Source organism: Enterobacter huaxiensis, from assembly GCF_003594935.2.
Lineage (GTDB): Bacteria > Pseudomonadota > Gammaproteobacteria > Enterobacterales > Enterobacteriaceae > Enterobacter > Enterobacter huaxiensis.
In genome coordinates, this window is record NZ_CP043342.1 from 3,656,849 (window position 1) to 3,681,933 (window position 25,085).

A 25,085-nucleotide genomic window follows, 5' to 3' on the forward strand; every position below is an offset into this window, starting at 1 on the left:
TTCACCTCGTAACTGTTACTTTTTTCGATCTGACGGCTCTCCTAAAATAGGCAGATCCCCTGTATTGTCAACATTCATGAAGGTTAAAAATGACCGAGATACAGCGCCTGCTTACCGCCACCATCGACGATCTGAATACCCGCGAAAAGCGCGATAATCGCCCGCGCTTTAGCATCAGCTTTATTCGCAAACATCCTGGCCTGTTTGTCGCGATGTACGCCGCCCTGCTGGCAACGCTTGTCGTTATGCTCACGTCCGAAACGCTGGTAGATTCCGTCTGGCTGCTGGTTGTGCTGTTTGTGGTGTTCAATGCGTTTTTCTTTTTCGACGTTAACCCGCGCTACCGCTATGAAGACATCGACGTGCTTGATTTTCGCGTCTGTTATAACGGCGAGTGGTATAACACCCGCTTTGTGCCCTCTGAACTGATCGACACTATTCTGCATTCACCGGCAGTCGAACCCGTTCAGAAAGAGAAGCTGCAGAAAATGGTGTCGACGAAAGGCGAGCTGTCGTTCTACGACGTCTTTACGCTTTCCCGCCCCGCTGCTGCGTAATCAACGTTTGTAAACGTCGAATGCCCGGCGTGAACTGTGAAGCAGAGGTATTGCCATACCCCATGACCAGACCGGTTTGCCCCTGCTTCGTATCAAGGTAGTACCCGCTTAAGGCCGCGGGCGCCAGCTGAAAGGCGCTGGCCTGCTGAACAATGGCCTTGTCATCTATCCCGTCAATCGCCACCGTCAGATGCATCCCCCCTTCCCCTGCCAGCACGCGGTGCGAAACGTGCAGCTCAGCGCTGAGCACCTCGCGCAGCTGCCGGTAGCGTTTACGATACAGTCGACGCATGGCAGCAAGATGACGGGCGTAATGGCCCTCTTCAATAAACAGGGCCAGCGTGCGCTGCTCGGCACGGTGTCCCCCTCGCAGTAAAGAGCCGATTGCCGGGCGCGCGGCCTCTGCCAGCGCAGAAGGTAAAACCATGAAGCCGATGCGCAGCGAGGGAAACAGCGTTTTGCTGAACGTCCCAAGGTAGACCACGGGCGCATTTTTCAACATGCCCAACATGGCAGGCACAGGCTCCCCGGCGTAACGAAATTCGCTGTCGTAGTCATCCTCAATAATCCAGGCCTTATGCTCTTTAGCCAGCTCAAGTAACGCCAGACGCCGACGGGCGCTTAATACGCTTCCACAGGGAAACTGATGCGACGGTGAGGTGAAGATAAACGAGGGAGGCGAAACCTGTCTCCCTTCCCAGTTCATACCTTCGTCATCCACCGGCATGCCGTACATGGTTAAGCCGGATTTCGCAAACGCGCTTTTTGCTCCCGCGTATCCGGGATCTTCAATCCATACAGCGTCACCCGGCTCGCTCAGCAGCTGTGTACAGAGGTTAACCCCTTCCAGCGCACCCTCGGTAATCACAATCTGGCTGGCGTCACAGTCTATCCCGCGCGACAGCGCAAGATGGCGGGCTATCGCCCTTCGCAGAGACGGCTCTCCCGCAGGGTCTCCGTAGCCCAGTAGCGCACTTCCCTCTTCACGCAGCACGCGATCGAACAAGCGCCGCCACAGCGGCAGGGGAAAATAGTTAATCGCAGGCGTGCCGGGCGTAAAAGCCGGAACGGGCGTACCTCTCGGGGTCGGAGCAGGCAGAAGTGCTACCCGTTTTGCAAGCGAGACGGTCAGTTCAGGAAAAGCCTGCTGCCTGGCCCTGCGCGCCAGCTGCGCCACGCGCGTCCCCTGTCGGCTGCGCAGTAAATACCCTTCAAGCGTGAGCTGTTCCAGCGCGGCGTTAACGGTATTCCGAGAAACGAAAAGCTGCTGCGCAATGATGCGGGATCCCGGTAAGCGACTTTCAGCCTGCAATCGTTCCTGCAGGATCATCTCCCTCAGGGCAAGATAAAGCGTGCGCTGGAGGCTCTCCTCCTCACGCTTGTTCAGTGCGGCATTTAACAGGGCATAAAATTCATCGCCGGGTATATTCATATTCGCCTCCGTGGTACCACAAGAACATACTTCACTGGATCTTCTTAAGGAACCAGTAATTACTTAATCTTGGATTTCATTGCACCGACATGGAAATTAAGATGAATACATTCAATCAGTTTGGGCAGCCCGTTGGCGAAGCGCTTATCGACTGGCAGCCGCGCCAGCCGCCTTCGCGCGTAACGCTAAAGGGCCGCTATTGTTACCTTGAACCTCTGCGCGTCGATCATGCGGACGCCCTGTTCCGTGCCTATCATCTGGCAGAAGACACCCGCAGCTGGACATGGCTGCTGCGCGAGCCGGACGCAACGGCGGCCGATTTTTCCCAGTGGGTCGCGGGCGTAAGCGATCTCCCCGACCCCATGCATTTCACCGTATTCGATAACCAGACCCACTCTCCGGTGGGAACCCTGGCGCTGATGCGCATTGATCCTAAAAATGGCGTGGTGGAAGTCGGCCATGTGCATTTCTCGCCGCTGTTAAGCCGCACGCCGATGTCCACGGAAGCGCAATATCTTCTGATGCAGTACGTCTTCGACACGCTGGGGTACAGGCGCTATGAGTGGAAGTGCAATAGCCTGAATGAACCCTCACGCAGGGCCGCGCTGCGTCTCGGCTTTCAGTATGAAGGGCGCTTTCGCCAGGCGCTGGTCATAAAAGGCCATAACCGGGATACCGACTGGTTTTCGATCATCGACGCAGAGTGGCCAGCGCTGGCCAAGGCGTTTGAGAACTGGCTTGCCACCGACAATTTTACCGCCGATGGCACGCAGAGAAGATCCCTGGAAAGTTGGCGTAAGACCGGCTTTTAGCGTCTTTTTTTACGACCCTGGACGGCTTTAAAGCGTGGATTGGATTTACAGATGACGTACAGACGCCCTTTGCGTTTGACTATCTGGCAATCCGGGTGGCGCTGCTTCGCGCTGCGCAGTGAGTTAAGCACCTGCATGATTAACCTCGCTTCGCATTAATAAAGCCGCCAAAACGCTTGCGGAAGCGCGCCGCGCTGCCGTCCGTGGAGAACGTTTTCTGCTTACCGGTATAGAACGGATGCGATTTTGAAGAAACCTCGATGGTGATGTACGGATACGTTTCACCGTCGAGCGTAATTTCACGGTCCGTTTTAATCGTTGAACCGACTTTAAAGTATTCATTTGCACTGGTGTCGTGAAACACCACGGTGCGATAGGCTGGGTGAATATCAGGCTTCATAATAGACTCTTTATGTTTTGTTATAACATAACAAAAATAATATCCGAGCCTTGCTGCAAAAACAACCCCTCGGCGGGTATCCCAAACCCGAAATTTTTTCTGATTTCCCCCTGCACAAACGAATTCTAAGACTTTCACATGCTATAACTATATCATTTCGCAATAAAATCTTTCTCCACTGGCGAGCAAACTCTGTGCCCCCGGGAGCGGGCATCTGAGGAAGGAAACGGCTGCATGAGAACCCGACATCTGGTTAGCCTGGTCACAGGCATACTGATCTTTTCTGTGCTGGTACCGATTTGCCTCAGTATCTGGCTGGCACATCGCCAGGCTGAAGATAAATTTGTAGATGCGCTGGATAACTATGCCTCGCGGGTGCTCTTACGCTCAGACCGGGTTGTCGATCAGGCCAAGGAAGCGCTCACTCAGCTGCAAAGATTTGAAGGGGGTCCCTGCAGCCACCTGCACCTACGGGAAATGCGCAGGGTCGCCTTCTCGTGGCGTTATGTTCAGGAAGTGATCTATATCGACAACCTGAAGCCGCTCTGTTCTTCTCTGGAACAGGCCAGCAACGCTCCGGCCTTTCCGCCCCCCATGCGCATTACCGAAGATGGTTACAGCGCGTGGATCACCCCGCAAAACGATCTGGGCTTTAACCGCTACATGGCCGTTCTGGGAAAAGGCCACTACCTGGTCATGATAGATCCCGCCTCGCTGGTGGACGTGATCCCCTTCGGCGAGATTGCGATGGAAGCGGCGCTGGTGGGCAGCGCGACCCATCTTGTTTTCGCCAGCAGCAATAGGCTTGATCCGCATATCCGCGACCTCATCAAGGATCGGGAAAACACAAGCATTCAATACAACGGGTCAATGTACATACTGAAGCCCGTTCCTGAGCTGGGGTTCAACGTCGTGGCGTGGGCATCGTTAAAACCGCTGGCGGAAACCTGGCATCAGCAGCTCCTCTTCTGGCTACCCTTTGGCATATTGATTAGCCTGGTCGCTGCGCTCTTTGTCCTGCGGATCCTTCGCCGCATTCAGTCCCCCCGCAACCGGCTGATGGATGCGATAAACAGCCGGGAGATTGTGGTTCACTATCAACCCATCGTTGAGCTCAGCAGTGGAAAACTGGTGGGGGCAGAAGCGCTGGCGCGCTGGCCGCAGCCGGACGGAAGCAGCCTGTCTCCCGACATATTTGTCTCCCTGGCTGAGCAAACGGGACTGATCTCAGACCTGACCCGGCTCATCATCGAAAAAGTGTTCGAGGATATGGGCAGCTGGCTGCACCTGCATCCCGATCAGCATGTTTCCATTAACCTCGCGCCCGCGGATCTCATCTCCGGCAAACTGCCGCCGCTGTTAAGCCGGCTCCTGAACCACTGGCAGGTTCAGCCTCAGCAAATCGCCCTTGAGCTAACCGAGCGCGGCTTTGCCGATCCGAAAATCAGCGCGCCGGCCATCGCCGCATTCCGGCGCGCCGGCCATGCCGTCTACATCGATGATTTCGGAACCGGCTATTCCAGCCTCAGCTACCTGCAGGATCTGGACGTGGATACGCTGAAAATTGATAAATCCTTCGTGGATGCGCTGGAGTATAAGAACGTGACGCCGCACATCATCGAAATGGCGAAATCACTCAATCTGGCAATGGTCGCCGAAGGGATCGAAACGGAAGGTCAGCTGGCCTGGCTGCATCGCCACGGCGTGCAGTACGGTCAGGGCTGGTTCTACAGCAAGGCGCTGCCAAAAGTGGAGTTTATTCTCTGGGCCGATAATAACCTTGAGACGAACGCGGGCTAGCCCCGCAGTGCGGCCGCAGAGCGTGGCCGCACCGTCGGGACGATTACGCCTGACGCCAGCTAAAGGCGTAGCGCAGCTGCCGGTCTGGCAGAATAAATTCCGCCGAAACGCTTGGGCTCCAGGAATCATCTCCCCCAACGCCCATATGGAACGCATCCAGACTGAGCCAGCAGCCCGGCTCGTCGCGCAGCAGGTGCCGGTGCGTTGTCTCACGCAGCTGCTGCTGGCCGTGGCGGCTCAGCGAGAAGTGGAAGTTCCCCTGAAGCACGTGCGCACCCACGGCGAGCTCGCGCGTATCACAGCGCAGGCCATTTTCCGTCGGGAAGATGTAAGGCGTCTGCAGGGCAGCCAGCGGCAATTCCCAGCGCCCCTGCTGAGCGGCCAGCTTCCTGTCCGGATAGTTCTCCAGCGGGCCCAGCCCCAGCCAGCTTGCTTTTTCCGGCGTCTGCGCCAGCTGAACGTTAAGGCCAATGCGCGCGGGCTCAGGGATATCGGACGCCACCTGCACCTGCACGTCAGCGTGCAGCACGCCGCGGTCATCCACGCGCCAGAGTTTATGGCTCACAAACAGCGCTTTGTCGCCATGTTCCCAGACGTGCAGCGTTCTCACTACCACCTCTCCGGCATGCTGTTCCGCTTCACACGCCAGCACGCGCGCAGACATCTCATACATTCCCGCCGCTTTCCAGCGTTCGACCCATGCGTTCGGGTCAATTCGGGTCGCTTCGCTGACGCCAATATCGTTATCCAGCGGCGCGCGGGTAAAGTTATCCGTCAGCGGCGTTAGCAGGGTTTCCGACGCCTTGTTCCACCACTGAGTAAGATTTCCTGACGCACGGCTGAACTGCCAGCGCTGCTGCCCATGGGTTATTTCCAGCACGTCGTCCAGAATGGTCAGGACCGGCGGGATGCCCGCAGGCTGACGTGGCGCAATGTACAGCGGTACCGGAAGCGGCCATTGATCCCACGCGCAGCGGTGGTTGGCCGGTGACCACGGCGTTGCCTGCGGCTGGACCACCTCCACGTTCAGCCAGAGTTCACCCTGCTCGGCCGTAAGCTCAGGCAGCGGTATCTCGAGACGCTGAGTGCCCTGCGGGGCGACGGAGAGCGCAACGTCACCGGAGGCCAGCGCCTGCCCGTCCCGCGCGATGGACCACTTCAGCAGCTCGTTGTCGGTCTGGCGGAACAGGTAATCGCTGTGCACGTCAACCACCAGCGGGCGAGTACTCACCAGCGTAAAGGTGAAGAACTGCTGCGCACGCTGCGCTTCATAGAGCGCCGGATGCGGCGTACGGTCGGGGAACACCAGTCCGTTAAGGCAGAACTGTCGGTCATTCGGTTTATCGCCAAAATCCCCACCGTAGGCCCAGAAGGCGTTGCCGTTTTCATCTTTTTTCGTCAGAGCCTGATCGACCCAGTCCCAGACAAACCCGCCCTGCAGGCGCGGGTGGCTGCGAAATGCTTCCCAGTATTTGGCGAAGCCGCCGAAGCTGTTGCCCATGGCGTGGGCGTATTCGCACAGGATCAGCGGACGCGCTTCATCCGGCATTCCGATCCATTTTTTAATCGACCATTTCGGCACCGCCGGGAACGGCTGATCTTGATCGACGCGCGCGTACATCGGGCAGACAATATCCGTTGCCGCCGTATTGGCCCCGCCGCCTTCATACTGGACGGGACGCGTCGGGTCGGTGGTTTTCAACCAGCGGTATAGCGCATCGTGATTCGCGCCGTGCCCGGATTCATTCCCCAGCGACCAGATGACGATCGACGGATGGTTGCGATCGCGTTGCACCATGCGTGTCACGCGCTCGCTCATGGCAGGCAGCCAGCGAGGATCGTCAGAGAGACGGCTCATCGGAACCATGCCATGGGTTTCGATATTGGCCTCGTCGACAACGTACAAACCATAGCGATCGCAGAGGCTGTACCAGAGGGGGTGATTTGGGTAGTGCGAGCAGCGAACGGCGTTAAAGTTATGCTGTTTCATTAGCTCAATATCGTGGCGCATCGTTGCTTCATCCATCACCTGACCGTGCTCAGGATGGTGCTCATGGCGGTTAACGCCGCGGATCAGCAGCGGTTTTCCGTTCACCTTCAGCAGGCCGTTGCTGATTTCAACGCGGCGGAAACCCACGTCGCAGGCTTCCACATCCAGCGTCTTACCCAAGGGATCCAGAAGCGCAATCGTCAGGCGATAAAGCTCCGGCGTTTCGGCGCTCCACAGCGCGGGTTCCTTAACGGGGATCGCGACCGTAAGCCGCTCGGCCCAGTTTCCGCGCTCGTCCACGATGGCGGATCCTGCCCGCTGAGTCGCGGCGGCGCACCGTTCGCCGTTGCGCCACAGGGTTAACGCTACGTCGCACTCCGCGTAGCGATTACCTGCCAGCGCAACCTCAACCTTCAGCACCGCACGGTCGAACTCGGCGTTCAGATCGGTCACCGTGTGGTAGTCGGCAATCCGTGTTTCAGGCTTATGCAACAGCGTCACATCGCGGAAAATACCGCTCATGCGCCACATATCCTGATCTTCCAGGTAGCTTCCGTCACACCAGCGCAGAACCATGACCGCCAGGCGGTTCTGGCCAGGGCGCAGCGCCGTTGAGAGATCAAACTCGGCGGGCAGGCGACTGTCCTGCGAATAGCCTATCCACCGTCCGTTACACCACAGGTGGAACGCAGAATTCACCCCGTCGAAGACAATACGGGTTTGGCCGTTCTCCAGCCACTCGTCATTCATCTCAAATGTGAGCGAGTAACAACCGGTAGGGTTTTCTGCCGGAACGAATGGAGGGTTTACCGGTATTGGATAGGTTACGTTGGTGTAGACGGGGGTATCAAAGCCCTGCATCTGCCAGTTCGACGGGACGGGCATGGCGACCGCATCCGCGCCATCCTCCGTGATCCAGGCTTCAGGTACCTGCTCTGGTGCACTAAAGAAGGTAAAGCGCCAGGTTCCGTTAAGCGAACGTCTGCTGGGTGACGCGCTCTCTTCTCTGGCAGACAACGCATCGCGCCAGCTGTGTAAAGGCGCATGTGCGGCCAGACGGTTCCATTGGGTGACGCCGGGATTTTCCCAGTCACGACGAGCCAGAAGTGCGCTGAGGGTCAGCGGCGATGTGTTGGACATGTTAACCTCTTTGCGAAGCGCTCACAATTTTAGCCAACATGCCCTGGTGAACCACGCGGGTAAAGCGTTCGATCTCTTAACAGCGAGTCAGATCACAAAAGAATCACCCCCGCGCGAGCTGCTCCGCCAGCAGCGCGAGGCTTTTGAGCCGCTGCGCCAGATCTTCACGATCCGCCTGCTGCGGCGTGCACGGCGCCGTGGAGTGACGGGCGACCAGCGTGACGGGAAGCTGCACTTGCCAGTGCTTTTCACCGCGAGTCGGTGCCAGCAGCCATTCCACGCTTCGCTCGCCTGCCTCGCGAAACGCCTGTCGAACCGTGGTCAGCGGCGGGGAAAACCAGGCGCTGTCCGCCGTATCGTCAAAGCCAACTACCGAGATTTGACCGGGAACCGCAATCCCCTTCTCCGCGCAGGCGCGCATGACGCCCAGCGCCATTTGATCGTTCGCCACGAGGATCGCCTCGGGTATTTTTGCGCCTGCCAGCAGCTGATGCCCTTTTTCATAGCCTGAGGCGGCGCTCCAGTTGCCGTGCGCTTCTCCAGCGGGCTCAAGCCCCGCCTGAGCCAGGGCGTTTTTCCACCCCGTCAGGCGCGCTCGCGCAGAAACCGAACTTTCCGGGCCGCTGAGCAGCGCAATGCGCCTGTGCCCCAAAGAAAGCACATGCTCAGCGCCCAGGCGGGCACCCTGTTCCGCATCGAATACGAGGCTATTCACCTGCGCGGAACCGGAAACATCGAGAAAGAGGATCGGGACGGGCGAAGCCAGTGATGCCAGCCGTTCCGCCTGCGCATCGTCCAGCGGCACATTCACCAGCAGGGCTTCCACCCGCTGGGCCAGCAGCTCTTGCAGGGCGGCCTGGCACCGATCCGGCTGCTCAACCATAGAGATCAGCACGCTCGCCCCCTGCTCAACCGTGCGGGATTTCACGACGGAGGCGATTTGCGACGGAGCATGCAGGGCAAGATCGGTGGTTATCAGCCCCAGCGTGCGGGTACGTTTACCGGCCAGCTGCTGTGCCCCGCGGTTTGGCACATAGTGCAGTTCCGCCATGGCCCGCTGGACCTTTTCCCGCGTCCGGGCGGAGACATGCTCCGCATCGTTAATCACGCGGGAAACGGTCTGATAGGAAACGCCGGCAGCGCGGGCAACGTCATAAAGAGTGATAGCTTTCATGTGTCCAGGCTTCACGAAAAGAGATACCGCTATTCTGGCATACCTGTGCGATGAATACCTGTGAGCGCTTCGCAGAATTAAACAATTTGCTCAGGCTGGGGTATCTTCTGCACGGCGGGCTTATGGCGGAACCACGGCAGGCAGATTTGGATCATTGGGCCGATGGTCAGGGCGTAGACTACCGTCCCCACGCCGAACGAACCGCCGAGAATACAGCCGATAATTAACACGCTCACCTCGATGCCGGTCCGCACGCTGCGAATCGACCATCCCAGGCGAGCATGGATACCCGTCATCAGGCCGTCTCGCGGGCCTGCCCCAAAGCCCGCGCCAATATACATGCCCGTTGCAACGGCGTTCACCACAATGCCGGAGAGCAGGAGGGTGATGCGAACCGGTAGAGAGGTCAGCTCGGGGATCAGCGCCATGGACGCATCTGCCGCCAGGCCGATACAAATCACGTTACTGATGGTACCGAGACCGGGAAGTTGACGCAGCGGTATCCACAGCAACAGCACCGCCGCGCCGGTCAAAATAATCACCGTTCCGATACTCATCCCCAGCTGCAGCGCCACGCCAAGGTGAAAAACGTCCCACGGATCGACACCCAGATCCGAACGAATAAACATCGCGGTTGACAGGCCGTAAAGCCCTAAGCCGACATACAGTTGTACCAGACGACGCAGCATTTTTTATTTTCTCCGATGAACCAGACTTCCATCCTGAACGAAAATGGCTCTATGATTAATGTCCAGTTTTCAAATAGTGGCCTGCATATGTCATCACGTCGATTCGGAAGCCAGTCTTTACTGCGCCTGCTAGGGCACTGGCAGCAAACGTCATCCCGTACCCCACTGTGGCGTCAGCTTGCCGACGCGATACGTCTCCTGATCCTGGATGGCAGGCTGGCCCTCGCGACGCGCTTGCCCGGGGAACGGGAGCTGGCTTCCGTGCTGGAGGTGAGCCGCACCACCGTCAGCAGCGCGCTGGCTCACCTGCGGGAAGAGGGATATCTGGAGAGCCGTCACGGCAGCGGCTCGCGCGTGATCCTGCCGGATACTCGTGCCATACCGACCCTGTCAGCTGCCAGCGCGGCGCTGGATCTCTCCACTGCCGCACTCAATGCCGGGCCTGAGATCCATCAGGCTTATACCCATGCGCTCGCGACCATTCCGCAGCACCTTGTCTTGACGGGATACGATCAGCTTGGGCTGTTGGCACTGCGCGAAGCCATTGCCGCCCGCTACACCGCGAGGGGGCTTCCAACCCAGGCGGATGAAGTGATGGTGGTGAATGGTGCGGTCAGCGGCTTTGCGCTGGTGCTGCGGATGATGACCGGCCCGGGGGATCGCGTGGTGGTTGACCATCCCACCTATCCACTGGCGATAGCCGCCATTCAGGGGGCGCAATGTCGGCCCGTGGGCGTGTCGTTACCGGAAAAAGGCTGGGATACGGATGGCTTTGCTGCAACCCTTGCCCAGACGGCGCCGCGCCTGGCCTACCTGATGCCGGATTTTCATAACCCAACAGGGCGCTGTATGGACCGCGCAACCCGTCAGTCCATAACCGACATCGCAGCGCAGACCCGCACCACGCTGGTTGTCGATGAAACGATGGTGGATTTGTGGTTTGACGCCCCGCCGCCCCCGCCGCTGGCCTCGTTTAACCCGCAGGCAAACGTGATAACGCTCGGCTCCGCCGGGAAAAGCTTCTGGGGCGGGCTCCGTCTTGGGTGGATCCGCGCCTCCTCGCGCACCATCGCAACGCTGACCCAGACGCGAGATACTCTTGATTTGGGATCGCCCATGCTGGAACAGCTGGCGACACAGTGGCTTATTGAAAACAGCGATACGTTCCTGCCCGCCCGGAGGAAAATGCTGAAGGAACGCCGCAACCGTTGCAGCAGGCTCTTGCAAACGCACTTCCCGGAATGGACATTTCATGAGGCTGAAGGTGGGCTTTCCTGGTGGATAGAGCTGCCCGGAATGCTGGCGACGCAGCTGGCGGCACGAGCCGAAACGCTGGGGATTAATCTGGGGACCGGCACGCGGTTTGGGCTGTCCGGTGCGTTCGACCGCTACCTGCGCATGCCCTTCTCGCTCGACCCGGCTCAACTTGAAGAGGCGCTGATAAGAATTAAACCGCTTTGGCTGGCGCTGAATAAAAGCCCACCGGCAATTAAACGAAGCCTGGTATAATTCACATAATAAAAACTGCTGACTGTAACGCGTGCAGTCAGCAGTTTTCATGAGGGAGGATTCAGTGCTGAGGAGGAATAGGGAAACCTTTCAGTGAAATAACAAACATTTCGCCTTCTTTCTTTATTTTTGCACCGGTATCACACCAGTCAGATGCAATACGAAAGAACTCATCACTTCCTACATTCCAGCCGAGACGTACATGCTTCACGTAGCCTGAACGCAACAAATCGCAGGCTTCTTTGTAGTCACAGGCAGTTGACGGTTGTTGTTTCATTTTCTCTTCTTCAGAATTTTACGTAATGCTTTGATTTCTTTAGGAGTAAATGGAGATACGCTCTCTTCTTCCGTATGCTGATTATCGATATCCTCTTCCGATACTCCCGCCTCTTCTACTGCTTCAAATGCCAGCAGCAGCAGTTTCTCTGTGGTCACGCTTAAATTCTCATTATTCACTTCGGCATAGTGGCGAAGTCTTTCTTTAAGCGCTTCATCAATTTTAACGTTTAGTACCGCAGTGGCCATGATTATCACTTCCCTTCGGAATAAGTTCTTTATTTAATACACGAAGTTATCTTGCTAATCCAGATATATATTTTTTGCTTATGACAGAAAAAAGACGCCCAATAATAAAATGACAGTCTATTATTACAGGTTTATGACAATAATATTTCAAGTGAATGAAAGATATATTACACGCGCGAGAAAAGGCCTTTTTTTAATAAGGTTATTTTAGCTGGTAGTACGCTGAGGATGTGAAGGGGGCAGAAATGGGTGGGGGCCCTGCCAGCTACATCCCGGCACACACGTCGTCTGCCCTGGCTGCTTCCTTCCGGACCTGACCTGGTGAACAGAGTAGCGTTGCGGGAGAACCAACAGAGCCCCCATTGAGAGCGTTGATAACCAACGCGCAGCCGCATTATCCCTGTGCTGCCCAGCAATTGCAAGCCGCTGAGATCTGGATGCTGGTTTATTGCGCAAACTGGCGCAGCAATCAGCGCAGTCTTCGTTTAACATGATGCCATTATCTTCGCGGCCGAAATAACAATGAACGAACAAGACTCTTTTCCCCAGCGCGTATGGCAAATTGTGGCCTCTATCCCGGAGGGCTATGTCACCACCTATGGTGACGTTGCGCGGCTTGCGGGTTCTCCTCGCGCGGCGCGCCAGGTGGGCGGCGTGCTGAAACGGCTGCCGGAAGGAAGTACGTTGCCCTGGTATCGGGTGGTAAATCGCCACGGCGCGATTTCACTCACCGGGCCAGATTTGCAGCGCCAGCGTCAGGCACTGTTGTCAGAGGGGGTACACGTATCGGGATCGGGGCAAATCGACTTGCAGAAGTATCGCTGGAGATACTGACGCCCTCTTCAGCGAAGAGGGCGTAAGGCGAGATTACAGCTGAGTAGGCGGTGTAGGCAGCGCTGGCTGATTAGCCTGCGGCGACAGAGGTACTTCTGTTTGCTGCACCGGCACCAGGTTCAGGTCGACCTTGGTCCCACCGTTGTTGACCGCTTCCTGCACGGTATCGGTAATAAAGACCAGCTTGTCGTTGATCGTTACTGCCGCACTCAGCAGGATACGCGCGTTGGGCTGCACGTCTGATGGGTTATACGGCAACACGAAGCTGAACGGCGCCTGTTTACCCTCTGTACGAACGGCACGCTGCGCCAGCACCTTCGACGGCGCATCGGCCAGGGACGCATCAGACAGCGTTACGGTTAATACCGCGTCTGGCGGTAAGGCGACTTTCTGCTTAATCCAGATAGTACCGGAAACATTTGGCTGCTGAATGGACTGCTGTGAAAGTGTGTTTATTCCATTCGCATCTGCAGTGGGCACCGGAACCTGCGCGCTCTTACCGGCACAGGCGGACAACGCCACCGCAATAGCTACACCACTTAGCATTGGCACGAGTTTCATTGAAGTCTCCTTATCATCAATGCACCAGCGGGATCGATCCCATCCGATGTCGTTTCATTCACATAACGTAAACAAGTGTGGCACAAATCACTGATTAATGCCTAATTTCGTCCCGATATTCAGACTAATCTACCCATCGGACCACTTTCATTTCTGCGTTATACTCAGCCTATCTATCGCCACGGCGTTTTATTGAGGACGACTATGAGTCAGGCACTGAACAATCTGCTGACATTACTGAACCTGGAAAAAATTGAGGAAGGACTCTTCCGTGGACAGAGCGAAGATCTCGGCTTACGCCAGGTTTTCGGGGGACAGGTCGTGGGACAGGCGCTGTATGCCGCGAAGGAAACCGTCCCTGCAGACCGTCTGGTGCACTCATTTCACAGCTATTTCTTACGCCCTGGCGACAGCGCAAAACCTATCGTGTACGACGTTGAAGTTTTACGCGACGGCAACAGCTTCAGCGCACGCCGCGTGGCGGCCATTCAGCATGGCAAGCCGATCTTTTACATGACCGCCTCATTCCAGGCGCCGGAGCCGGGCTACGAACATCAAAAAACGATGCCGCCCGCTCCCGCTCCGGACGATTTGAAATCTGAAACGGAGATTGCCCGGGCGCTGGCGCATCTGCTGCCCCCTCAGGTGAAAGAGAAATTTCTGTGTGACAAACCGCTGGAGATTCGTCCTGTCGAATTCCATAACCCGATGAAAGGCCACACCGCTGAACCCAGGCGTCAGGTCTGGATGCGAGCCAATGGCGCCGTGCCGGAAGATCTTCGCGTACATCAGTACCTGCTGGGCTACGCGTCTGATTTCAACTTCCTGCCGGTTGCGCTACAGCCGCACGGCGTTGGGTTCCTGGAGAAAGGGATGCAGGTCGCAACCATTGACCACTCCATGTGGTTCCACCGTCCGTTTGATATGAATGAATGGCTGCTCTACAGCGTGGAGAGTACGTCAGCGTCGAGCGCTCGCGGGTTTGTGCGTGGGGAGTTTTATACGCAGGACGGCGTGCTGGTGGCTTCTACGGTGCAGGAAGGGGTGATGCGTAACAGAGGGTGATGTTGTGCGGCCTGATGCCCTCACCCTGACCCTCTCCCACGGGGAGAGGGAATACATACTAAAAACGGCAACGAAGTTGCCGTTTTGCTGTTTATTAGGCGTTATACGCATTCTCGCCGTGGCTGTTGACGTCCAGACCTTCGCGCTCCTGCTCTTCCGGTACGCGCAGACCCACCGTCATGTCCGCCAGCTTGTAGCCGATAAACGCAACCACGCCAGACCAGACGACGGTAATCGCGATACTTTCCAGCTGTACCAGCACCTGGTGAACCATCGTTACGCCTTCTGCATAACCTACGCCACCCAGAGATTTCGCGGCAAAGATACCGGTCATGATACAGCCGACGATGCCGCACACGCCGTGTACGCCGAACACGTCACAAGGGTCATCAACGCGCAGAACGCGCTTCAGCGCCGTCACGCCCCACAGCCCGGCCAGACCCGCCACGATGCCAACCAGCAGCGCGCCGCCGACGCCAACGTAGCCACACGCCGGGGTGATACCGACCAGTCCAGCAATCGCACCAGAACAGGCGCCCAGCAGAGACGGTTTACCGCGTACGGCCCACTCGCCGAAGACCCAGGAGAGAATCGCGCCCGCCGTGGCAACAACCGTGTTCACGAAGGCCAGCGCTGCGATTTCGTTCGCTGCACTTGCTGAACCGGCGTTGAAGCCGAACCAGCCAAAGTAAAGGATGGCTGTACCGGTGAACACCATCGGCAGGTTGTGCGGTTTGAATGCTTCCTTACCGAAGCCCACGCGTTTGCCAATCAGGTATGCCCCCACGAGACCTGCTACAGCGGCGTTGATGTGAACAACGGTACCGCCTGCAAAGTCCATCGCACCATGAGACGCCAGCAGACCGCCGCCCCAGACCATATGCGCAATCGGCACATAGGAGAGCGTCAGCCAGACCACGACGAAGATCAGGACGGCAGAGAAGCGAATACGTTCCGCCAGCGCGCCGACAATCAGCCCTACGGTGATACAGGCGAACGAGCCCTGGAACGCAACGTGGATGTACTGATAAAAACTGCCCATCAGCGCGGTCAGCTCAATATTCTTTAGCATTGCCCAGTTAAAGCTGCCGAAGAAGGCGTTACCTTCACCGAAGGCCAGCGAGTAGCCGTAGACAACCCACAGCACGCAGACCAGTGCGAACGTCACGGCAACCTGCGTCAGCATGGAGAGAACGTTTTTGCCGCGGATCAGGCCGCCATAGAACAGCGCAATGCCCGGAATAGTCATGAACAGCACCAGCGCGGTGCAGATCATCATAAAAGCGTTATCGGCTTTGTCTGCCACCGCAGGCGCAGCCAATGCCAGGCCCGGCAGCAGTGCCAGCGACCCCAGACCCGTTTTGAGTGTTGCTATCTTCATTTTCTCGATCCCTATCACTGTGTGCCAGGCGTTATTTACAGTGCCGCTTCGTCAGATTCGCCTGTACGGATGCGAATGACGCGCTGCAGTTCAGCAACGAAAATTTTGCCGTCGCCAATTTTGCCGGTGTAGGCCGCTTTGCTGATGATATCGATGACTTCATCGAGCTGATCGTCCGCAATGGCCACATCAATTTTTACTTTTGGCAGGAAGTTAACGCTGTATTCCGCCCCGCGATAAAGCTCGGCATGACCCTTCTGACGACCAAAGCCTTTCACTTCGGTGACAGTCAGTCCCTGAATACCCATGGAAGACAACGCTTCACGCACGTCTTCGAGTTTGAATGGTTTGATTACAACCGTAACCAGCTTCATAAATCCCCTCCAGTCAGAATTCGGTAATGGCCGCAGCTAACACGAAAGATATTGCAAGGGGTGTGCCAGAATTGAAAACAGAGGGGAAACGCGGCGTAACGTGCCTGAAATAGCGCGCTCTCACGTTGTGGCGAAAAAAAACGCACCATGACGGTGCAGGGTGCGTTTCCATTTTGCACCAACAGCTGAGGCTGTCAGCGCGTTGCCTGTTTTTGGTGCATCAGGCGCTAAGCGACTCTTCTTCCCGCGCGCTGGCAGCCAGCTCTTCGCCAGCCAGCTGAAGCTGGTACATCTGCCAGTAGCGCCCTTTAGCCTCAAGCAGCTGCCGGTGCGTGCCGCGTTCAACGGCCTGGCCGCGATGCAGCACCAGAATGGTATCCGCCTCGACGATGGTTGAGAGACGGTGGGCAATGACGACCAGCGTCGTGTGGTCACGGACGGCGGCCAGCGCCTGCTGAATGGCCTGCTCGGTGCCGGAGTCTATACTGGCCGTCGCTTCATCCAGAATCAGCACCTGCGGCGTTTCGATCAGCACGCGCGCCAGCGCCAAAAGCTGCTTTTGCCCGACGGAGAGGTTATTGCCCTGTTCGCCGAGCTTCGTGTTAATACCGTCGCTTAGCCCACGCGCCAGATCGGCCAGCTGAACTTTCTCCAGCACGTCCCAGACCCGATCCTGGGTAAAAGGCCGCCCCAGCGTGACGTTGGCGTAAAAGGTATCGGCCAGCACGACCGGGTCCTGCTGCACCATCGCGACGCCTTTACGCAACACATCGTGGCTAAGGGATTCCAGAGGACGCCCGTCCAGACGGATCTCCCCCTGGGTTAACGGGTAATAGCCCATTAGCAGGCTGGCGAGGGTACTTTTACCGCTTCCGGTATGCCCCACCAGCGCGACAAATCCGCGAGAGGGAATATCCAGATTGATGTCCTGCAGCACAAGGCGATCGTCACGATAGGCAAACGAGACGTTATCAAACGCAATCGCGCCGCTTTGCAGCGGGCGGTCGTCGTTTCCGTAGGTCTGACGCGGCCTGTCCATCAGCTCAAAGACGCGCTCCCCGGCAACCACCGCCTGCTGCAGCATGGATTGCTGGGTAGTGAGTTCAATGAGGGGCTCATTAAGGCGCCCAAGGTAGCTGATAAAGGCGTAAAGCACCCCAACCTCAATAGTCCCGCGGGTTGTCAGGCCGAACATCATCAGCAGGCCGCAGAGCACCAGCGCCGAGAAAAGACTCAGCAGCGGGCGCAGCAGGAAACCGTCGAGGCGCAGCGTCTGCATACGCGCCATATAGTGCGAACGGCTCGCTTCCCCCATCCGCTCGCCAAAGCGCGCCTGCTGGCGGAACTGCTGGATGACGCTCATGCCGTTGATCACTTCGTTGAAGCCATCGTTAATATCGGCCAGATAGGCGCGCACCCGGCGAACTATTGGCGTGCTGTAGCGCTGATAAATGATCATCACAATCAGCACTGCCGGGAAAATGGCGATCGCCACCAGCGCCATGCGCCAGTCAAGGCTGAACATCGCCACCAGCATTGCGCCAACCAGCGCCGCGCTGCGAAGCACGGTCGCCACGACGGTCACGTACAGATCGCGGATCACCTCGGTGTCGTTAGTGACGCGTGAAATCACCTGCCCGACCGGCTGGGTGTCGAATTCACTCAGCGGCTGGCGAAGTGCTGCATCCATAACATCGGTACGCAGCTGCTGTACGACCCCAACCGCCGCGCGGTTAAAGAGCAGCGACTGCGCATAGTGCAGCCCCGCTGCCGTCAGCTGCAGCCCCACGTACGCCACGCCTAGCCCGGCCACCAGCCCCAGGGGCAGATAGCTTTTCGCCACCATATTGTCGATGAAATAGCTGATAAGCAGCGGGCCCGTCACTTCAGCAATCGCCGCAATCCACAGCAGTAGCACGGCGACGGAGAGCGGTTTGCGCCACGGTGAGCCGTAGGCCAGAAGACGCTTCAGCGTCGGCCACATCGTTCCGAGCTTACGCATGCGTCTCCTCCTCGTCCTGTACTGGGGCATCGTCAAGCGCCGCCTCAAGCTGCTGATAGCGGTACATATCGCGATACCAGCCCGGCTGTTCGGCAAGCCGATCGTGCTGCCCGCGCTGGGCAATGTGTCCGTGCTGCAATACCAGAATTTCACTGGCTTCCGTCAGCGCCGACAGGCGGTGGGCGCTGATGATCACCGTACGCCCTTCTCCCCACTGGCGCAGGTTGTGCAGGATCTGGTGCTCTGTGCGTCCATCAACGGCGGAAAGCGCATCGTCCAGGATCAGAATTTCAGCATTCAGCAGCAGCGCGCGGGCAATAGAAATACGCTGTTTTTGCCCGCCGGAAAGCATGACACCGCGCTCGCCAACCTCCGTTTCATACCCCTGCGGCAGACGCAAAATATCCTCGTGCACGCTGGCCAGGCGCGCCACGTTTTCGATCTCTTCCTGCGTCGCGGCAGGGTGGCCGAGAGCAATGTTGTTGGCGATGGTATCTGAGAATAAAAACGGCGTCTGGCTGACCACCGCCAGGCGGCTGCGCCAGCCGTCTAACAGCAGGTTGGTCAGCGGAACGTCGTGGAAACGAATATCGCCCTGCGTCACGTCAAAATGTCGCTGCAGCAGCGACAGAATGGTGCTTTTACCGGATCCCGTTGGGCCGCAAATCCCCAGCATCTGGCCGGGCTGCAGCGTAAAGCTGACGTTTTCGAGCACCGGGTGGGCGGTCTGCGGATAGCTAAACGACTGGATATCGGCCTTCACCACGCCGCGCCCTTCCGGCACCGGCTCGCTGCCGTCATTCACTACCGGCGCCTCGGCCAGCATGGCGCGAATGCGGGTGTAGGCGGCGCTGCCGCGCTCAACGATGTTAAACATCCACGCCAGGGCCAGCATCGGCCAAATCATCAGCCCCAGATACATCGCAAAGCTGGTTAGCTGGCCAAGGGTCATTGAGCCCTGCACCACCAGCCAGCTTCCGCCGCCGATCGCCAGCAGATTTGCCGTGCCGATTGCGATATAGATCGTCGGGTCAAAACGGGCATCAATGCGCGCAACGCGCATGTTTTTTGCGCCTGTTTCTGCTGCATCGGCGGCAAACAGCGCGGACTGACGGTCTTCCAGACCAAAGGCTTTAATCATGCGGATGCTGGTCATGCTCTCCTGGGTGCGATCGTTGAGCGATGAAAACGCCGCCTGCGCCAGCTTGAAGCGCTCGTGCAGCTTTTCACCGTAGCGATTGATCGCCAGCGCCATGACCGGCATCGGCAGCAGCGCCAGCAGGGTCAGCTGCCAGCTAATCTGGGTCGACATAACAATCAACACCGCACAGCCCATCACCAGCGAATCCACCAGCGTGAGCACCCCTTCCCCGGCGGCAAAGACCACGCGGTCCACGTCGTTGGTGGCGCGGGCGATGAGATCCCCGGTGCGGTGGCGGAGGTAAAACTCCGGGTGCTGGCGGCTTAACTGGCGATAAAAATCTTCGCGCAGCTCGACGGCCAGCTGATAGGACGCACCGAATAAGAGAACGCGCCAGACGTAGCGCAGCAGGTAAACAATCACCGCGGTCAGCACCAGCGTGCCAACCCACATCAGCACCCGTGCGGTGGTGTAATGTTGTTCCGTAACGCCATCCACGACGTATCCCACCACCTTTGGCGGGATCAGCTGCAAAATGGCAATGATAATAAGCAAGGCCACAGCGCCGAGGTAGCGCTGCCACTCCCGACGAAAGTACCAGCTTAATTGGGCAAATAATCGCACGCGGTTTGTTCCTGAAGGTATTTAACGAAGTTATTCAATGGGTAGCGCAGTGGTGTACTTAATCTGTTCCATGGCGAAGCTTGAGGTGACATCCGACAAGCCCGGTACGCTGTTAACCAGCCGCTTGTAGAAATCATCGTAGCGCTTCATATCGGCGACCTGAACGCGCATCAGGTAGTCATACTCTCCGGCCATGCGCCAGAAGCCAAGCACTTCGGGCATCTCGGAAACCTGAGTCACGAACCGACAATACCACTCGCTGCTGTGATGCTGCGTTTTTATCAGGACAAACGCCGTCAGGCCAAGCCCCAGTTTTTCGGGATCCAGGAGCGCAACGCGCCCGAGCAGAATGCCGTCATCTTCCAGCTTCTTGAGGCGTTTCCAGCAGGGTGTGGTGGTCAGATTAACGGCATCGGCCAGCGCCTGCAAAGAGAGGGTGCAGTCAGTTTGCAGCAATGAAAGCAGCTTGCGGTCAATTTTATCTAGCATACCCACCTCATAGAGAAAATTTTTCTCCCTTCATTCTATTTTAAAGGCCAGATAGCAACAATTTTTTCTGTGCTTTTCGCTATGCTGGGCACAAAATGACAAACGGATAAACACGATGAATAGCACCTGGGTTAAACATGCCATCAGCGAAATCAATGCCGACTACCAGCGCTCGGCGGACACCCATTTAATCCGCCTTGCCCTTCCGGGGTTTGCGGGCATTCAGCTCTACCTGAAAGATGAAAGTACCCATCCCACCGGTAGCCTGAAGCATCGCCTGGCGCGTTCGCTATTCTTGTACGGCTTATGTAACGGCTGGATTAAAGAGGGTACGACCATCATTGAATCCTCGTCCGGTTCAACGGCGGTGTCCGAAGCTTACTTTGCCCGCCTGCTGGGCCTGCCGTTTATCGCCGTGATGCCCTCCTGCACCGCGAAGCGCAAGGTCGAACAGATCGAATTTTACGGCGGCCGCTGCCACTTTGTAGAAAGCGCCTGCGAAATCTACGCCGCCTCTGAAATGCTGGCCCGCGAGCTAAACGGCCACTATATGGACCAGTTTACCTTCGCCGAACGCGCCACCGACTGGCGCGGCAATAACAACATTGCCGACAGTATTTTCCGCCAGATGACCCACGAGCCGCATCCGGTCCCTTCCTATGTTGTCATGAGCGCGGGTACCGGCGGCACATCTGCCACCATCGGGCGCTATATCCGCTGTCAGGGTTATGACACCCGGCTGATGGTGGTTGACCCGCAGAACTCCGTGTTCCTCGACTACTGGCAAAGCCGCGATGCCGCCCTGCGCAGCCCGGTGGGCAGTAAAATCGAGGGGATTGGCCGTCCGCGCGTCGAGCCGTCGTTTATTCCTGACGTGGTCGATGAGATGCTCCGCGTACCGGATGCAGCCAGCGTGGCTACCGCGCACTGGCTGGAAACGCAGCTTGGCCGCAAGGTTGGCGCGTCGACGGGAACGAACATGTGGGGCGCGCTTCAGCTTGCCGCCCGCATGCGCGAAGAGGGCCGCACCGGTTCAATCGTCACGCTGCTGTGCGACAGCGGCGAGCGTTACCTTGAGACCTATTACAACGCGGAGTGGGTGCAGAATAATATCGGCGATATCGCGCCGTGGAAGGCGCAGATTGCAGAGCTGGTGAAATAAAAAAAGCCAGACCGAAGCCTGGCTTGCTGGAAGGGTCTCACTATTCGGGGGAATACGGGAGGTTGTTTTTGTCCAGCCAATGCGTCAAAAAATGGGACACCGCTTCGTTACGGCAGTGGCCAATAACCGGCAGGTGAGGAAGCTCTGCAATCAGCTGCGGCATCGCATTCCCCATAATCAGACCGCGACCAACGCTGCCCAGCATTTCGCGGTCGTTCATGGCGTCGCCAAACGCCATACAGTCCTGCATCGTTAAGCCCAGGTGGTCGCTCAGGACCGCCAGGGCAGATCCTTTGTTACAGCCGACCGGCAGCACTTCCAGACAATCCACCGCCGAGAAGGTCAGGTGTGCCCGATCCCCCAGCGCCTCATTGAGCTGGATGCGCAAGCGGCAGAGATCGTCGTGATCGCCGCAGAAGCAAATCTTCGTCACCGCATGGGCAGGGATCCGACGCAGGTCGACAAGCTGATATTTAAAGCCGCTGTAGACGTGCGCGTGTAGCAAATCCGGAATTTCACGGCCGGTGAACCAGCCCTCATCGTTAAACACGTGAATGCTGGCCTGCGTATCCCAGGTGCTGTGCAGCACGATATCCGCCACTTCCGGATTGAGATCCTGACGGTGCAGCACATCGCCTTCAACGGAGTGAATACGCGTCCCGTTGCCGGTAATCAAAAACGCATCAAGGGAAAACGCCCCCAGCAGATGGCGCATCTCCAGCACATGACGGCCGGTGGCAAACGTCAGGGTGACATCACGTTCGTTCAGGCGCTTCAGGGTGCTCAGGGTTTTATCCCCTAAACGGTGATCCGGCATTAACAGCGTGCCGTCCATATCAAATGCTGCGAGCCGAGCCATGATTACTCCCGAAATGTGATGCGTTTAACTTGTGGATCAGTATTGCGTGAGATATACGGAAGTAATAGTGAATAGATGATAATTATTGTTCCGGATTTATCATGCGCCAGCTTAACCGCCTTAACCAGTATCAACGCCTGTGGCAGCCCTCCGAGGGTGCCCCCCAGCAGGTCACCGTTACGGAACTTGCCAGCCGCTGTTTTTGCAGCGAAAGGCATGTTCGCACGCTTCTGCGTCAGGCGCAGGACGCGGGCTGGCTACGCTGGCGCGCGCAGTCCGGACGCGGCAAGCGCGGGGAGTTAACGTTCTACGTCACCCCAGAATCACTGCGCAATTCGATGATGGAAGAGGCGCTAAAGAGCGGACAGCAGCATAACGCCCTTGAACTGGCGCAGCTGGCGCCCGAGGAGCTACGCAGCCTGCTGCATCCCTTTTTAGGCGGCCACTGGCAAAACGACACCCCGACGCTTCGTATCCCCTACTATCGCTCGTTGGATCCGCTTCATCCCGGCTTTTTACCCGGCCGGGCGGAGCAGCATCTGGCCGGGAACGTGTTCTCCGGGCTGACGCGCTTTCAGGGCAACAGCAGCGAGCCTACGGGCGACCTGGCGCACCACTGGGAGGTATCTGATAATGGTCTGCGCTGGCATTTTTACATCCGCTCTACGCTGCACTGGCATAACGGCGATAAAATCGAGACGGCGCAGCTGCAGCGAAGCCTGACGGCGCTGCTGGCACTCCCCGCGCTGCGTAAGCTGTTCCAGAGCGTATTGCACATTGAGGTGACGCACCCGCAGTGCCTGACCTTTACGCTGCATCAGCCGGATTACTGGCTGGCACACCGGCTGGCGACCTACTGCAGCCGTCTGGCCCATCCGAACCAGCCCATGACGGGCTGCGGGCCGTTTAGGCTGAGCGTGTTCGATACCGATCTGGTTCGCCTGGAAAGCCATGAGCAGTACCATCTTAGCCACCCGCTGCTGAAGGCGATCGAGTTTTGGATAACCCCTACCCTGTTTGACTATGGCCTTGGGACAAGCTGCCGTCATCCGGTGCAGATCGCTATTGGCGAGCCTGACGAACTGGAAAGCCTGCGGCTGGTGAGCAACAGCACCAGCCTGGGCTTTTGCTATCTCACGCTAAAGCAGAGCGCACGGCTGACGGATATGCAGGCAAGGCGACTCATCAATATCATCCATCTCTCGGCGCTTCTGCATACGCTTCCGCTAAACGAAGGGTTAATTACCCCAACGGAGGAACTGCTTCCCGGTTGGTCAATTCCCCGCTGGCCGGATTTAACGGAGGTAGCGCTGCCGGAAAAACTGACGCTGATCTACCATCTTCCCGTTGAGCTGCACACCATGGCAAGCCAGCTAAAACAGTACCTTGCGCAGCAGGGATGTGAACTTAACGTTATCTTTCACGACGCCAAAACCTGGGACGGGTGCGTGAGGCTGGCAGAGGCAGACATCATGATGGGTGACAGGCTGATTGGCGAAGCGCCGGAGTATACGCTTGAGCAGTGGCTACGCTGTGATGCCCTCTGGCCACACCTGTTAAGCGCGCCGCAGTTTGCCCATCTGCAGGCCACGCTGGATGCGGTACAGACCCAGGCCGACGAACAGGCGCGGCACGCTGGCCTGAAAGCCATATTCAGCCAACTGATGGAAAACGCGGTCATTACGCCGCTGTTTAACTACCAGTATCAAGTTAGCGCCCCGCCGGGCGTTAACGGCATTCGGCTCAATACCCGCGGCTGGTTTGATTTCACCGAGGCCTGGATCCCGGCGCCTAAATCGTGAAGAAGCTGGTCGCCGCCGTAGCCAGGCGGTAACATGACGTTTTTATCGTAACTGTCGAGATGATTTATGAAACGTGCCGTCGTCGTGTTCAGCGGAGGACAAGATTCCACAACCTGTCTGGTTCAGGCCCTGCATCAGTATGATGAAGTTCACTGCGTCACCTTCGATTATGGCCAGCGCCATCGCGCGGAAATCGACGTGGCCCGTGATCTGGCGCTTAAACTGGGCGCGCGCGCGCATAAGGTGCTGGACGTAACGCTGTTAAATGAACTGGCCGTCAGCAGCCTCACCCGCGACAGTATTCCCGTACCGGACTACGAACCGGACGCCAGCGGCATTCCCAATACCTTCGTGCCTGGCCGCAATATTTTGTTCCTGACCCTGACGGCGATTTATGCCTACCAGGTGAAAGCTGAAGCCGTCATCACCGGCGTGTGCGAAACCGACTTCTCCGGCTATCCAGACTGTCGCGATGAGTTCGTGAAGGCGCTCAATCACGCGGTAAACCTGGGTATGGCGAAAGAGACGCGCTTTGAAACACCGCTGATGTGGCTTGATAAAGCGGAAACCTGGGCGCTGGCCGACTACTGGGGCAAGCTGGATTTGGTCCGCAGCGAAACCCTGACCTGCTACAACGGCATTAAGGGCGACGGGTGCGGCCAGTGCGCCGCCTGTAATCTGCGCGCGAACGGGTTGAACCACTATCTTGCCGATAAAGTCGGCGTGATGGCCGCGATGCAGAAAAAAACCGGGCTTAAATAGG

General features: G+C 57.6%; 24 protein-coding genes and 1 other RNA gene. 9 read left to right on the forward strand and 16 right to left on the reverse strand.

Going from position 1 to position 25,085, the window contains the following annotated elements; genetic code table 11:
* Window positions 1-89: 89 nt before the first annotated feature.
* Window positions 90-557 (forward strand): YlaC family protein, encoded by a 468-nt coding sequence (locus D5067_RS17490; RefSeq protein ID WP_119935265.1) that lies wholly within the window; start codon window positions 90-92, stop codon window positions 555-557.
* On the opposite strand, the gene pdxR is transcribed toward D5067_RS17490, so the two are convergent.
* The gene (gene pdxR / locus D5067_RS17495; protein ID WP_119935266.1) at window positions 529-1,989 is read right to left on the reverse strand and encodes a MocR-like pyridoxine biosynthesis transcription factor PdxR; all 1,461 of its coding nucleotides are present in this window, start codon (window positions 1,987-1,989) and stop codon (window positions 529-531) included. The two genes, D5067_RS17490 and pdxR, sit on opposite strands and share 29 nt — an antisense overlap.
* A gap of 101 nt (window positions 1,990-2,090) precedes the next feature.
* Here pdxR and D5067_RS17500 point away from each other — a divergent pair, with 101 nt between their 5' ends.
* Entirely contained in the window at window positions 2,091-2,801 is a 711-nt protein-coding gene (locus D5067_RS17500; protein WP_119935267.1) for a GNAT family N-acetyltransferase, read from the forward strand.
* Here D5067_RS17500 and ykgO read toward each other — a convergent pair.
* The gene (gene ykgO / locus D5067_RS17505; protein WP_003859006.1) at window positions 2,798-2,938 is read right to left on the reverse strand and encodes a type B 50S ribosomal protein L36; all 141 of its coding nucleotides are present in this window, start codon (window positions 2,936-2,938) and stop codon (window positions 2,798-2,800) included. The genes D5067_RS17500 and ykgO overlap by 4 nt on opposite strands.
* A 2-nt stretch (window positions 2,939-2,940) precedes the next feature.
* Window positions 2,941-3,201, reverse strand: coding sequence for a type B 50S ribosomal protein L31 (locus tag D5067_RS17510; RefSeq protein ID WP_119935268.1), 261 nt, complete (start codon window positions 3,199-3,201; stop codon window positions 2,941-2,943).
* Window positions 3,202-3,435: 234 nt separating this feature from the next.
* Here D5067_RS17510 and pdeB point away from each other — a divergent pair, with 234 nt between their 5' ends.
* Window positions 3,436-5,001 carry a cyclic di-3',5'-guanosine monophosphate phosphodiesterase PdeB gene (gene pdeB, locus D5067_RS17515; protein WP_119935269.1) on the forward strand — a complete coding sequence of 522 codons (1,566 nt, stop codon included), beginning with the start codon at window positions 3,436-3,438 and terminating at the stop codon, window positions 4,999-5,001.
* Between the two features lie 43 nt (window positions 5,002-5,044).
* Here pdeB and D5067_RS17520 read toward each other — a convergent pair whose 3' ends face one another.
* The 3 genes from D5067_RS17520 to yczE all read right to left on the reverse strand — a co-directional run bounded on the left by D5067_RS17520 (window position 5,045) and on the right by yczE (window position 9,994).
* Entirely contained in the window at window positions 5,045-8,131 is a 3,087-nt protein-coding gene (locus D5067_RS17520; RefSeq protein WP_119935270.1) for a beta-galactosidase, read from the reverse strand.
* A gap of 103 nt (window positions 8,132-8,234) precedes the next feature.
* Window positions 8,235-9,305, reverse strand: a complete 1,071-nt coding sequence (locus tag D5067_RS17525; protein WP_119935271.1) for a LacI family DNA-binding transcriptional regulator — start codon at window positions 9,303-9,305, stop codon at window positions 8,235-8,237.
* A gap of 77 nt (window positions 9,306-9,382) precedes the next feature.
* On the reverse strand, window positions 9,383-9,994 hold the full coding sequence (gene yczE, locus D5067_RS17530) for a membrane protein YczE (RefSeq protein WP_119935272.1): 612 nt from the start codon (window positions 9,992-9,994) through the stop codon (window positions 9,383-9,385).
* A gap of 87 nt (window positions 9,995-10,081) precedes the next feature.
* Here yczE and yczR point away from each other — a divergent pair, with 87 nt between their 5' ends.
* Window positions 10,082-11,503, forward strand: coding sequence for a MocR-like transcription factor YczR (gene yczR, locus D5067_RS17535; RefSeq protein ID WP_119935470.1), 1,422 nt, complete (start codon window positions 10,082-10,084; stop codon window positions 11,501-11,503).
* Between the two features lie 61 nt (window positions 11,504-11,564).
* On the opposite strand, the gene D5067_RS17540 is transcribed toward yczR, so the two are convergent.
* The 3 genes from D5067_RS17540 to ffs all read right to left on the reverse strand — a co-directional run bounded on the left by D5067_RS17540 (window position 11,565) and on the right by ffs (window position 12,381).
* A complete protein-coding gene (locus tag D5067_RS17540; RefSeq protein ID WP_119935273.1) occupies window positions 11,565-11,780 on the reverse strand; it encodes a hypothetical protein in 216 nt (71 codons plus the stop codon).
* On the reverse strand, window positions 11,777-12,028 hold the full coding sequence (locus D5067_RS17545; protein ID WP_063155355.1) for a hypothetical protein: 252 nt from the start codon (window positions 12,026-12,028) through the stop codon (window positions 11,777-11,779). The genes D5067_RS17540 and D5067_RS17545 overlap by 4 nt, the downstream gene beginning before the upstream one ends.
* A gap of 256 nt (window positions 12,029-12,284) precedes the next feature.
* Window positions 12,285-12,381: signal recognition particle sRNA small type (ffs, locus tag D5067_RS17550), an RNA gene on the reverse strand.
* Between the two features lie 169 nt (window positions 12,382-12,550).
* Here ffs and D5067_RS17555 point away from each other — a divergent pair.
* Window positions 12,551-12,862 (forward strand): MGMT family protein, encoded by a 312-nt coding sequence (locus tag D5067_RS17555; protein WP_119935274.1) that lies wholly within the window; start codon window positions 12,551-12,553, stop codon window positions 12,860-12,862.
* A gap of 33 nt (window positions 12,863-12,895) precedes the next feature.
* Here the strand turns inward: D5067_RS17555 and D5067_RS17560 are convergent, their stop codons facing one another.
* Window positions 12,896-13,423, reverse strand: a complete 528-nt coding sequence (locus D5067_RS17560) for a YbaY family lipoprotein (protein WP_119935275.1) — start codon at window positions 13,421-13,423, stop codon at window positions 12,896-12,898.
* A gap of 204 nt (window positions 13,424-13,627) precedes the next feature.
* Between D5067_RS17560 and tesB the strand changes: the two genes are divergently transcribed.
* Window positions 13,628-14,488: an acyl-CoA thioesterase II gene (gene tesB / locus D5067_RS17565; RefSeq protein WP_119935276.1), complete on the forward strand. Its 861-nt coding sequence runs from the start codon at window positions 13,628-13,630 to the stop codon at window positions 14,486-14,488.
* 94 nt (window positions 14,489-14,582) lie between these two features.
* Here the strand turns inward: tesB and amtB are convergent, their stop codons facing one another.
* The 5 genes from amtB to D5067_RS17590 form a co-directional block, all read right to left on the reverse strand.
* Window positions 14,583-15,869, reverse strand: coding sequence for an ammonium transporter AmtB (gene amtB / locus D5067_RS17570; RefSeq protein WP_119935277.1), 1,287 nt, complete (start codon window positions 15,867-15,869; stop codon window positions 14,583-14,585).
* A gap of 35 nt (window positions 15,870-15,904) precedes the next feature.
* A complete protein-coding gene (glnK, locus tag D5067_RS17575; protein WP_119935278.1) occupies window positions 15,905-16,243 on the reverse strand; it encodes a P-II family nitrogen regulator in 339 nt (112 codons plus the stop codon).
* A gap of 220 nt (window positions 16,244-16,463) precedes the next feature.
* Entirely contained in the window at window positions 16,464-18,245 is a 1,782-nt protein-coding gene (locus tag D5067_RS17580) for a SmdB family multidrug efflux ABC transporter permease/ATP-binding protein (RefSeq protein WP_119935279.1), read from the reverse strand.
* Entirely contained in the window at window positions 18,238-20,010 is a 1,773-nt protein-coding gene (locus tag D5067_RS17585; RefSeq protein ID WP_119935280.1) for a SmdA family multidrug ABC transporter permease/ATP-binding protein, read from the reverse strand. The genes D5067_RS17580 and D5067_RS17585 overlap by 8 nt, the downstream gene beginning before the upstream one ends.
* Window positions 20,011-20,040: 30 nt before the next feature.
* On the reverse strand, window positions 20,041-20,499 hold the full coding sequence (locus D5067_RS17590) for an Lrp/AsnC family transcriptional regulator (protein ID WP_119935281.1): 459 nt from the start codon (window positions 20,497-20,499) through the stop codon (window positions 20,041-20,043).
* Between the two features lie 115 nt (window positions 20,500-20,614).
* Here D5067_RS17590 and D5067_RS17595 point away from each other — a divergent pair, with 115 nt between their 5' ends.
* Window positions 20,615-21,661, forward strand: a complete 1,047-nt coding sequence (locus D5067_RS17595) for a PLP-dependent cysteine synthase family protein (protein ID WP_119935282.1) — start codon at window positions 20,615-20,617, stop codon at window positions 21,659-21,661.
* 40 nt (window positions 21,662-21,701) lie between these two features.
* Here the strand turns inward: D5067_RS17595 and cof are convergent, their stop codons facing one another.
* The gene (gene cof / locus D5067_RS17600; RefSeq protein ID WP_119935283.1) at window positions 21,702-22,520 is read right to left on the reverse strand and encodes an HMP-PP phosphatase; all 819 of its coding nucleotides are present in this window, start codon (window positions 22,518-22,520) and stop codon (window positions 21,702-21,704) included.
* A gap of 101 nt (window positions 22,521-22,621) precedes the next feature.
* Here cof and D5067_RS17605 point away from each other — a divergent pair, with 101 nt between their 5' ends.
* Both D5067_RS17605 and queC read left to right on the forward strand, forming a co-directional pair.
* Window positions 22,622-24,322 carry an SgrR family transcriptional regulator gene (locus D5067_RS17605; protein WP_119935284.1) on the forward strand — a complete coding sequence of 567 codons (1,701 nt, stop codon included), beginning with the start codon at window positions 22,622-22,624 and terminating at the stop codon, window positions 24,320-24,322.
* Window positions 24,323-24,388: 66 nt separating this feature from the next.
* Entirely contained in the window at window positions 24,389-25,084 is a 696-nt protein-coding gene (gene queC, locus D5067_RS17610) for a 7-cyano-7-deazaguanine synthase QueC (RefSeq protein ID WP_119935285.1), read from the forward strand.
* Window position 25,085 lies beyond the last annotated feature (1 nt).

Excerpts from the sequence above, each read along its gene's own strand:
- D5067_RS17490 (WP_119935265.1), top strand. The coding sequence starts at position 90 with ATGACCGAGATACAGCGCCTGCTTACCGCCACCATCGACGATCTGAAT.
- pdxR (WP_119935266.1), bottom strand. The coding sequence starts at position 1,989 with ATGAATATACCCGGCGATGAATTTTATGCCCTGTTAAATGCCGCACTG.
- D5067_RS17500 (WP_119935267.1), top strand. The coding sequence starts at position 2,091 with ATGAATACATTCAATCAGTTTGGGCAGCCCGTTGGCGAAGCGCTTATC.
- ykgO (WP_003859006.1), bottom strand. The coding sequence starts at position 2,938 with ATGCAGGTGCTTAACTCACTGCGCAGCGCGAAGCAGCGCCACCCGGAT.
- D5067_RS17510 (WP_119935268.1), bottom strand. The coding sequence starts at position 3,201 with ATGAAGCCTGATATTCACCCAGCCTATCGCACCGTGGTGTTTCACGAC.
- pdeB (WP_119935269.1), top strand. The coding sequence starts at position 3,436 with ATGAGAACCCGACATCTGGTTAGCCTGGTCACAGGCATACTGATCTTT.
- D5067_RS17520 (WP_119935270.1), bottom strand. The coding sequence starts at position 8,131 with ATGTCCAACACATCGCCGCTGACCCTCAGCGCACTTCTGGCTCGTCGT.
- D5067_RS17525 (WP_119935271.1), bottom strand. The coding sequence starts at position 9,305 with ATGAAAGCTATCACTCTTTATGACGTTGCCCGCGCTGCCGGCGTTTCC.
- yczE (WP_119935272.1), bottom strand. The coding sequence starts at position 9,994 with ATGCTGCGTCGTCTGGTACAACTGTATGTCGGCTTAGGGCTTTACGGC.
- yczR (WP_119935470.1), top strand. The coding sequence starts at position 10,082 with ATGTCATCACGTCGATTCGGAAGCCAGTCTTTACTGCGCCTGCTAGGG.
- D5067_RS17540 (WP_119935273.1), bottom strand. The coding sequence starts at position 11,780 with ATGAAACAACAACCGTCAACTGCCTGTGACTACAAAGAAGCCTGCGAT.
- D5067_RS17545 (WP_063155355.1), bottom strand. The coding sequence starts at position 12,028 with ATGGCCACTGCGGTACTAAACGTTAAAATTGATGAAGCGCTTAAAGAA.
- D5067_RS17555 (WP_119935274.1), top strand. The coding sequence starts at position 12,551 with ATGAACGAACAAGACTCTTTTCCCCAGCGCGTATGGCAAATTGTGGCC.
- D5067_RS17560 (WP_119935275.1), bottom strand. The coding sequence starts at position 13,423 with ATGAAACTCGTGCCAATGCTAAGTGGTGTAGCTATTGCGGTGGCGTTG.
- tesB (WP_119935276.1), top strand. The coding sequence starts at position 13,628 with ATGAGTCAGGCACTGAACAATCTGCTGACATTACTGAACCTGGAAAAA.
- amtB (WP_119935277.1), bottom strand. The coding sequence starts at position 15,869 with ATGAAGATAGCAACACTCAAAACGGGTCTGGGGTCGCTGGCACTGCTG.
- glnK (WP_119935278.1), bottom strand. The coding sequence starts at position 16,243 with ATGAAGCTGGTTACGGTTGTAATCAAACCATTCAAACTCGAAGACGTG.
- D5067_RS17580 (WP_119935279.1), bottom strand. The coding sequence starts at position 18,245 with ATGCGTAAGCTCGGAACGATGTGGCCGACGCTGAAGCGTCTTCTGGCC.
- D5067_RS17590 (WP_119935281.1), bottom strand. The coding sequence starts at position 20,499 with ATGCTAGATAAAATTGACCGCAAGCTGCTTTCATTGCTGCAAACTGAC.
- D5067_RS17595 (WP_119935282.1), top strand. The coding sequence starts at position 20,615 with ATGAATAGCACCTGGGTTAAACATGCCATCAGCGAAATCAATGCCGAC.
- cof (WP_119935283.1), bottom strand. The coding sequence starts at position 22,520 with ATGGCTCGGCTCGCAGCATTTGATATGGACGGCACGCTGTTAATGCCG.
- D5067_RS17605 (WP_119935284.1), top strand. The coding sequence starts at position 22,622 with ATGCGCCAGCTTAACCGCCTTAACCAGTATCAACGCCTGTGGCAGCCC.
- queC (WP_119935285.1), top strand. The coding sequence starts at position 24,389 with ATGAAACGTGCCGTCGTCGTGTTCAGCGGAGGACAAGATTCCACAACC.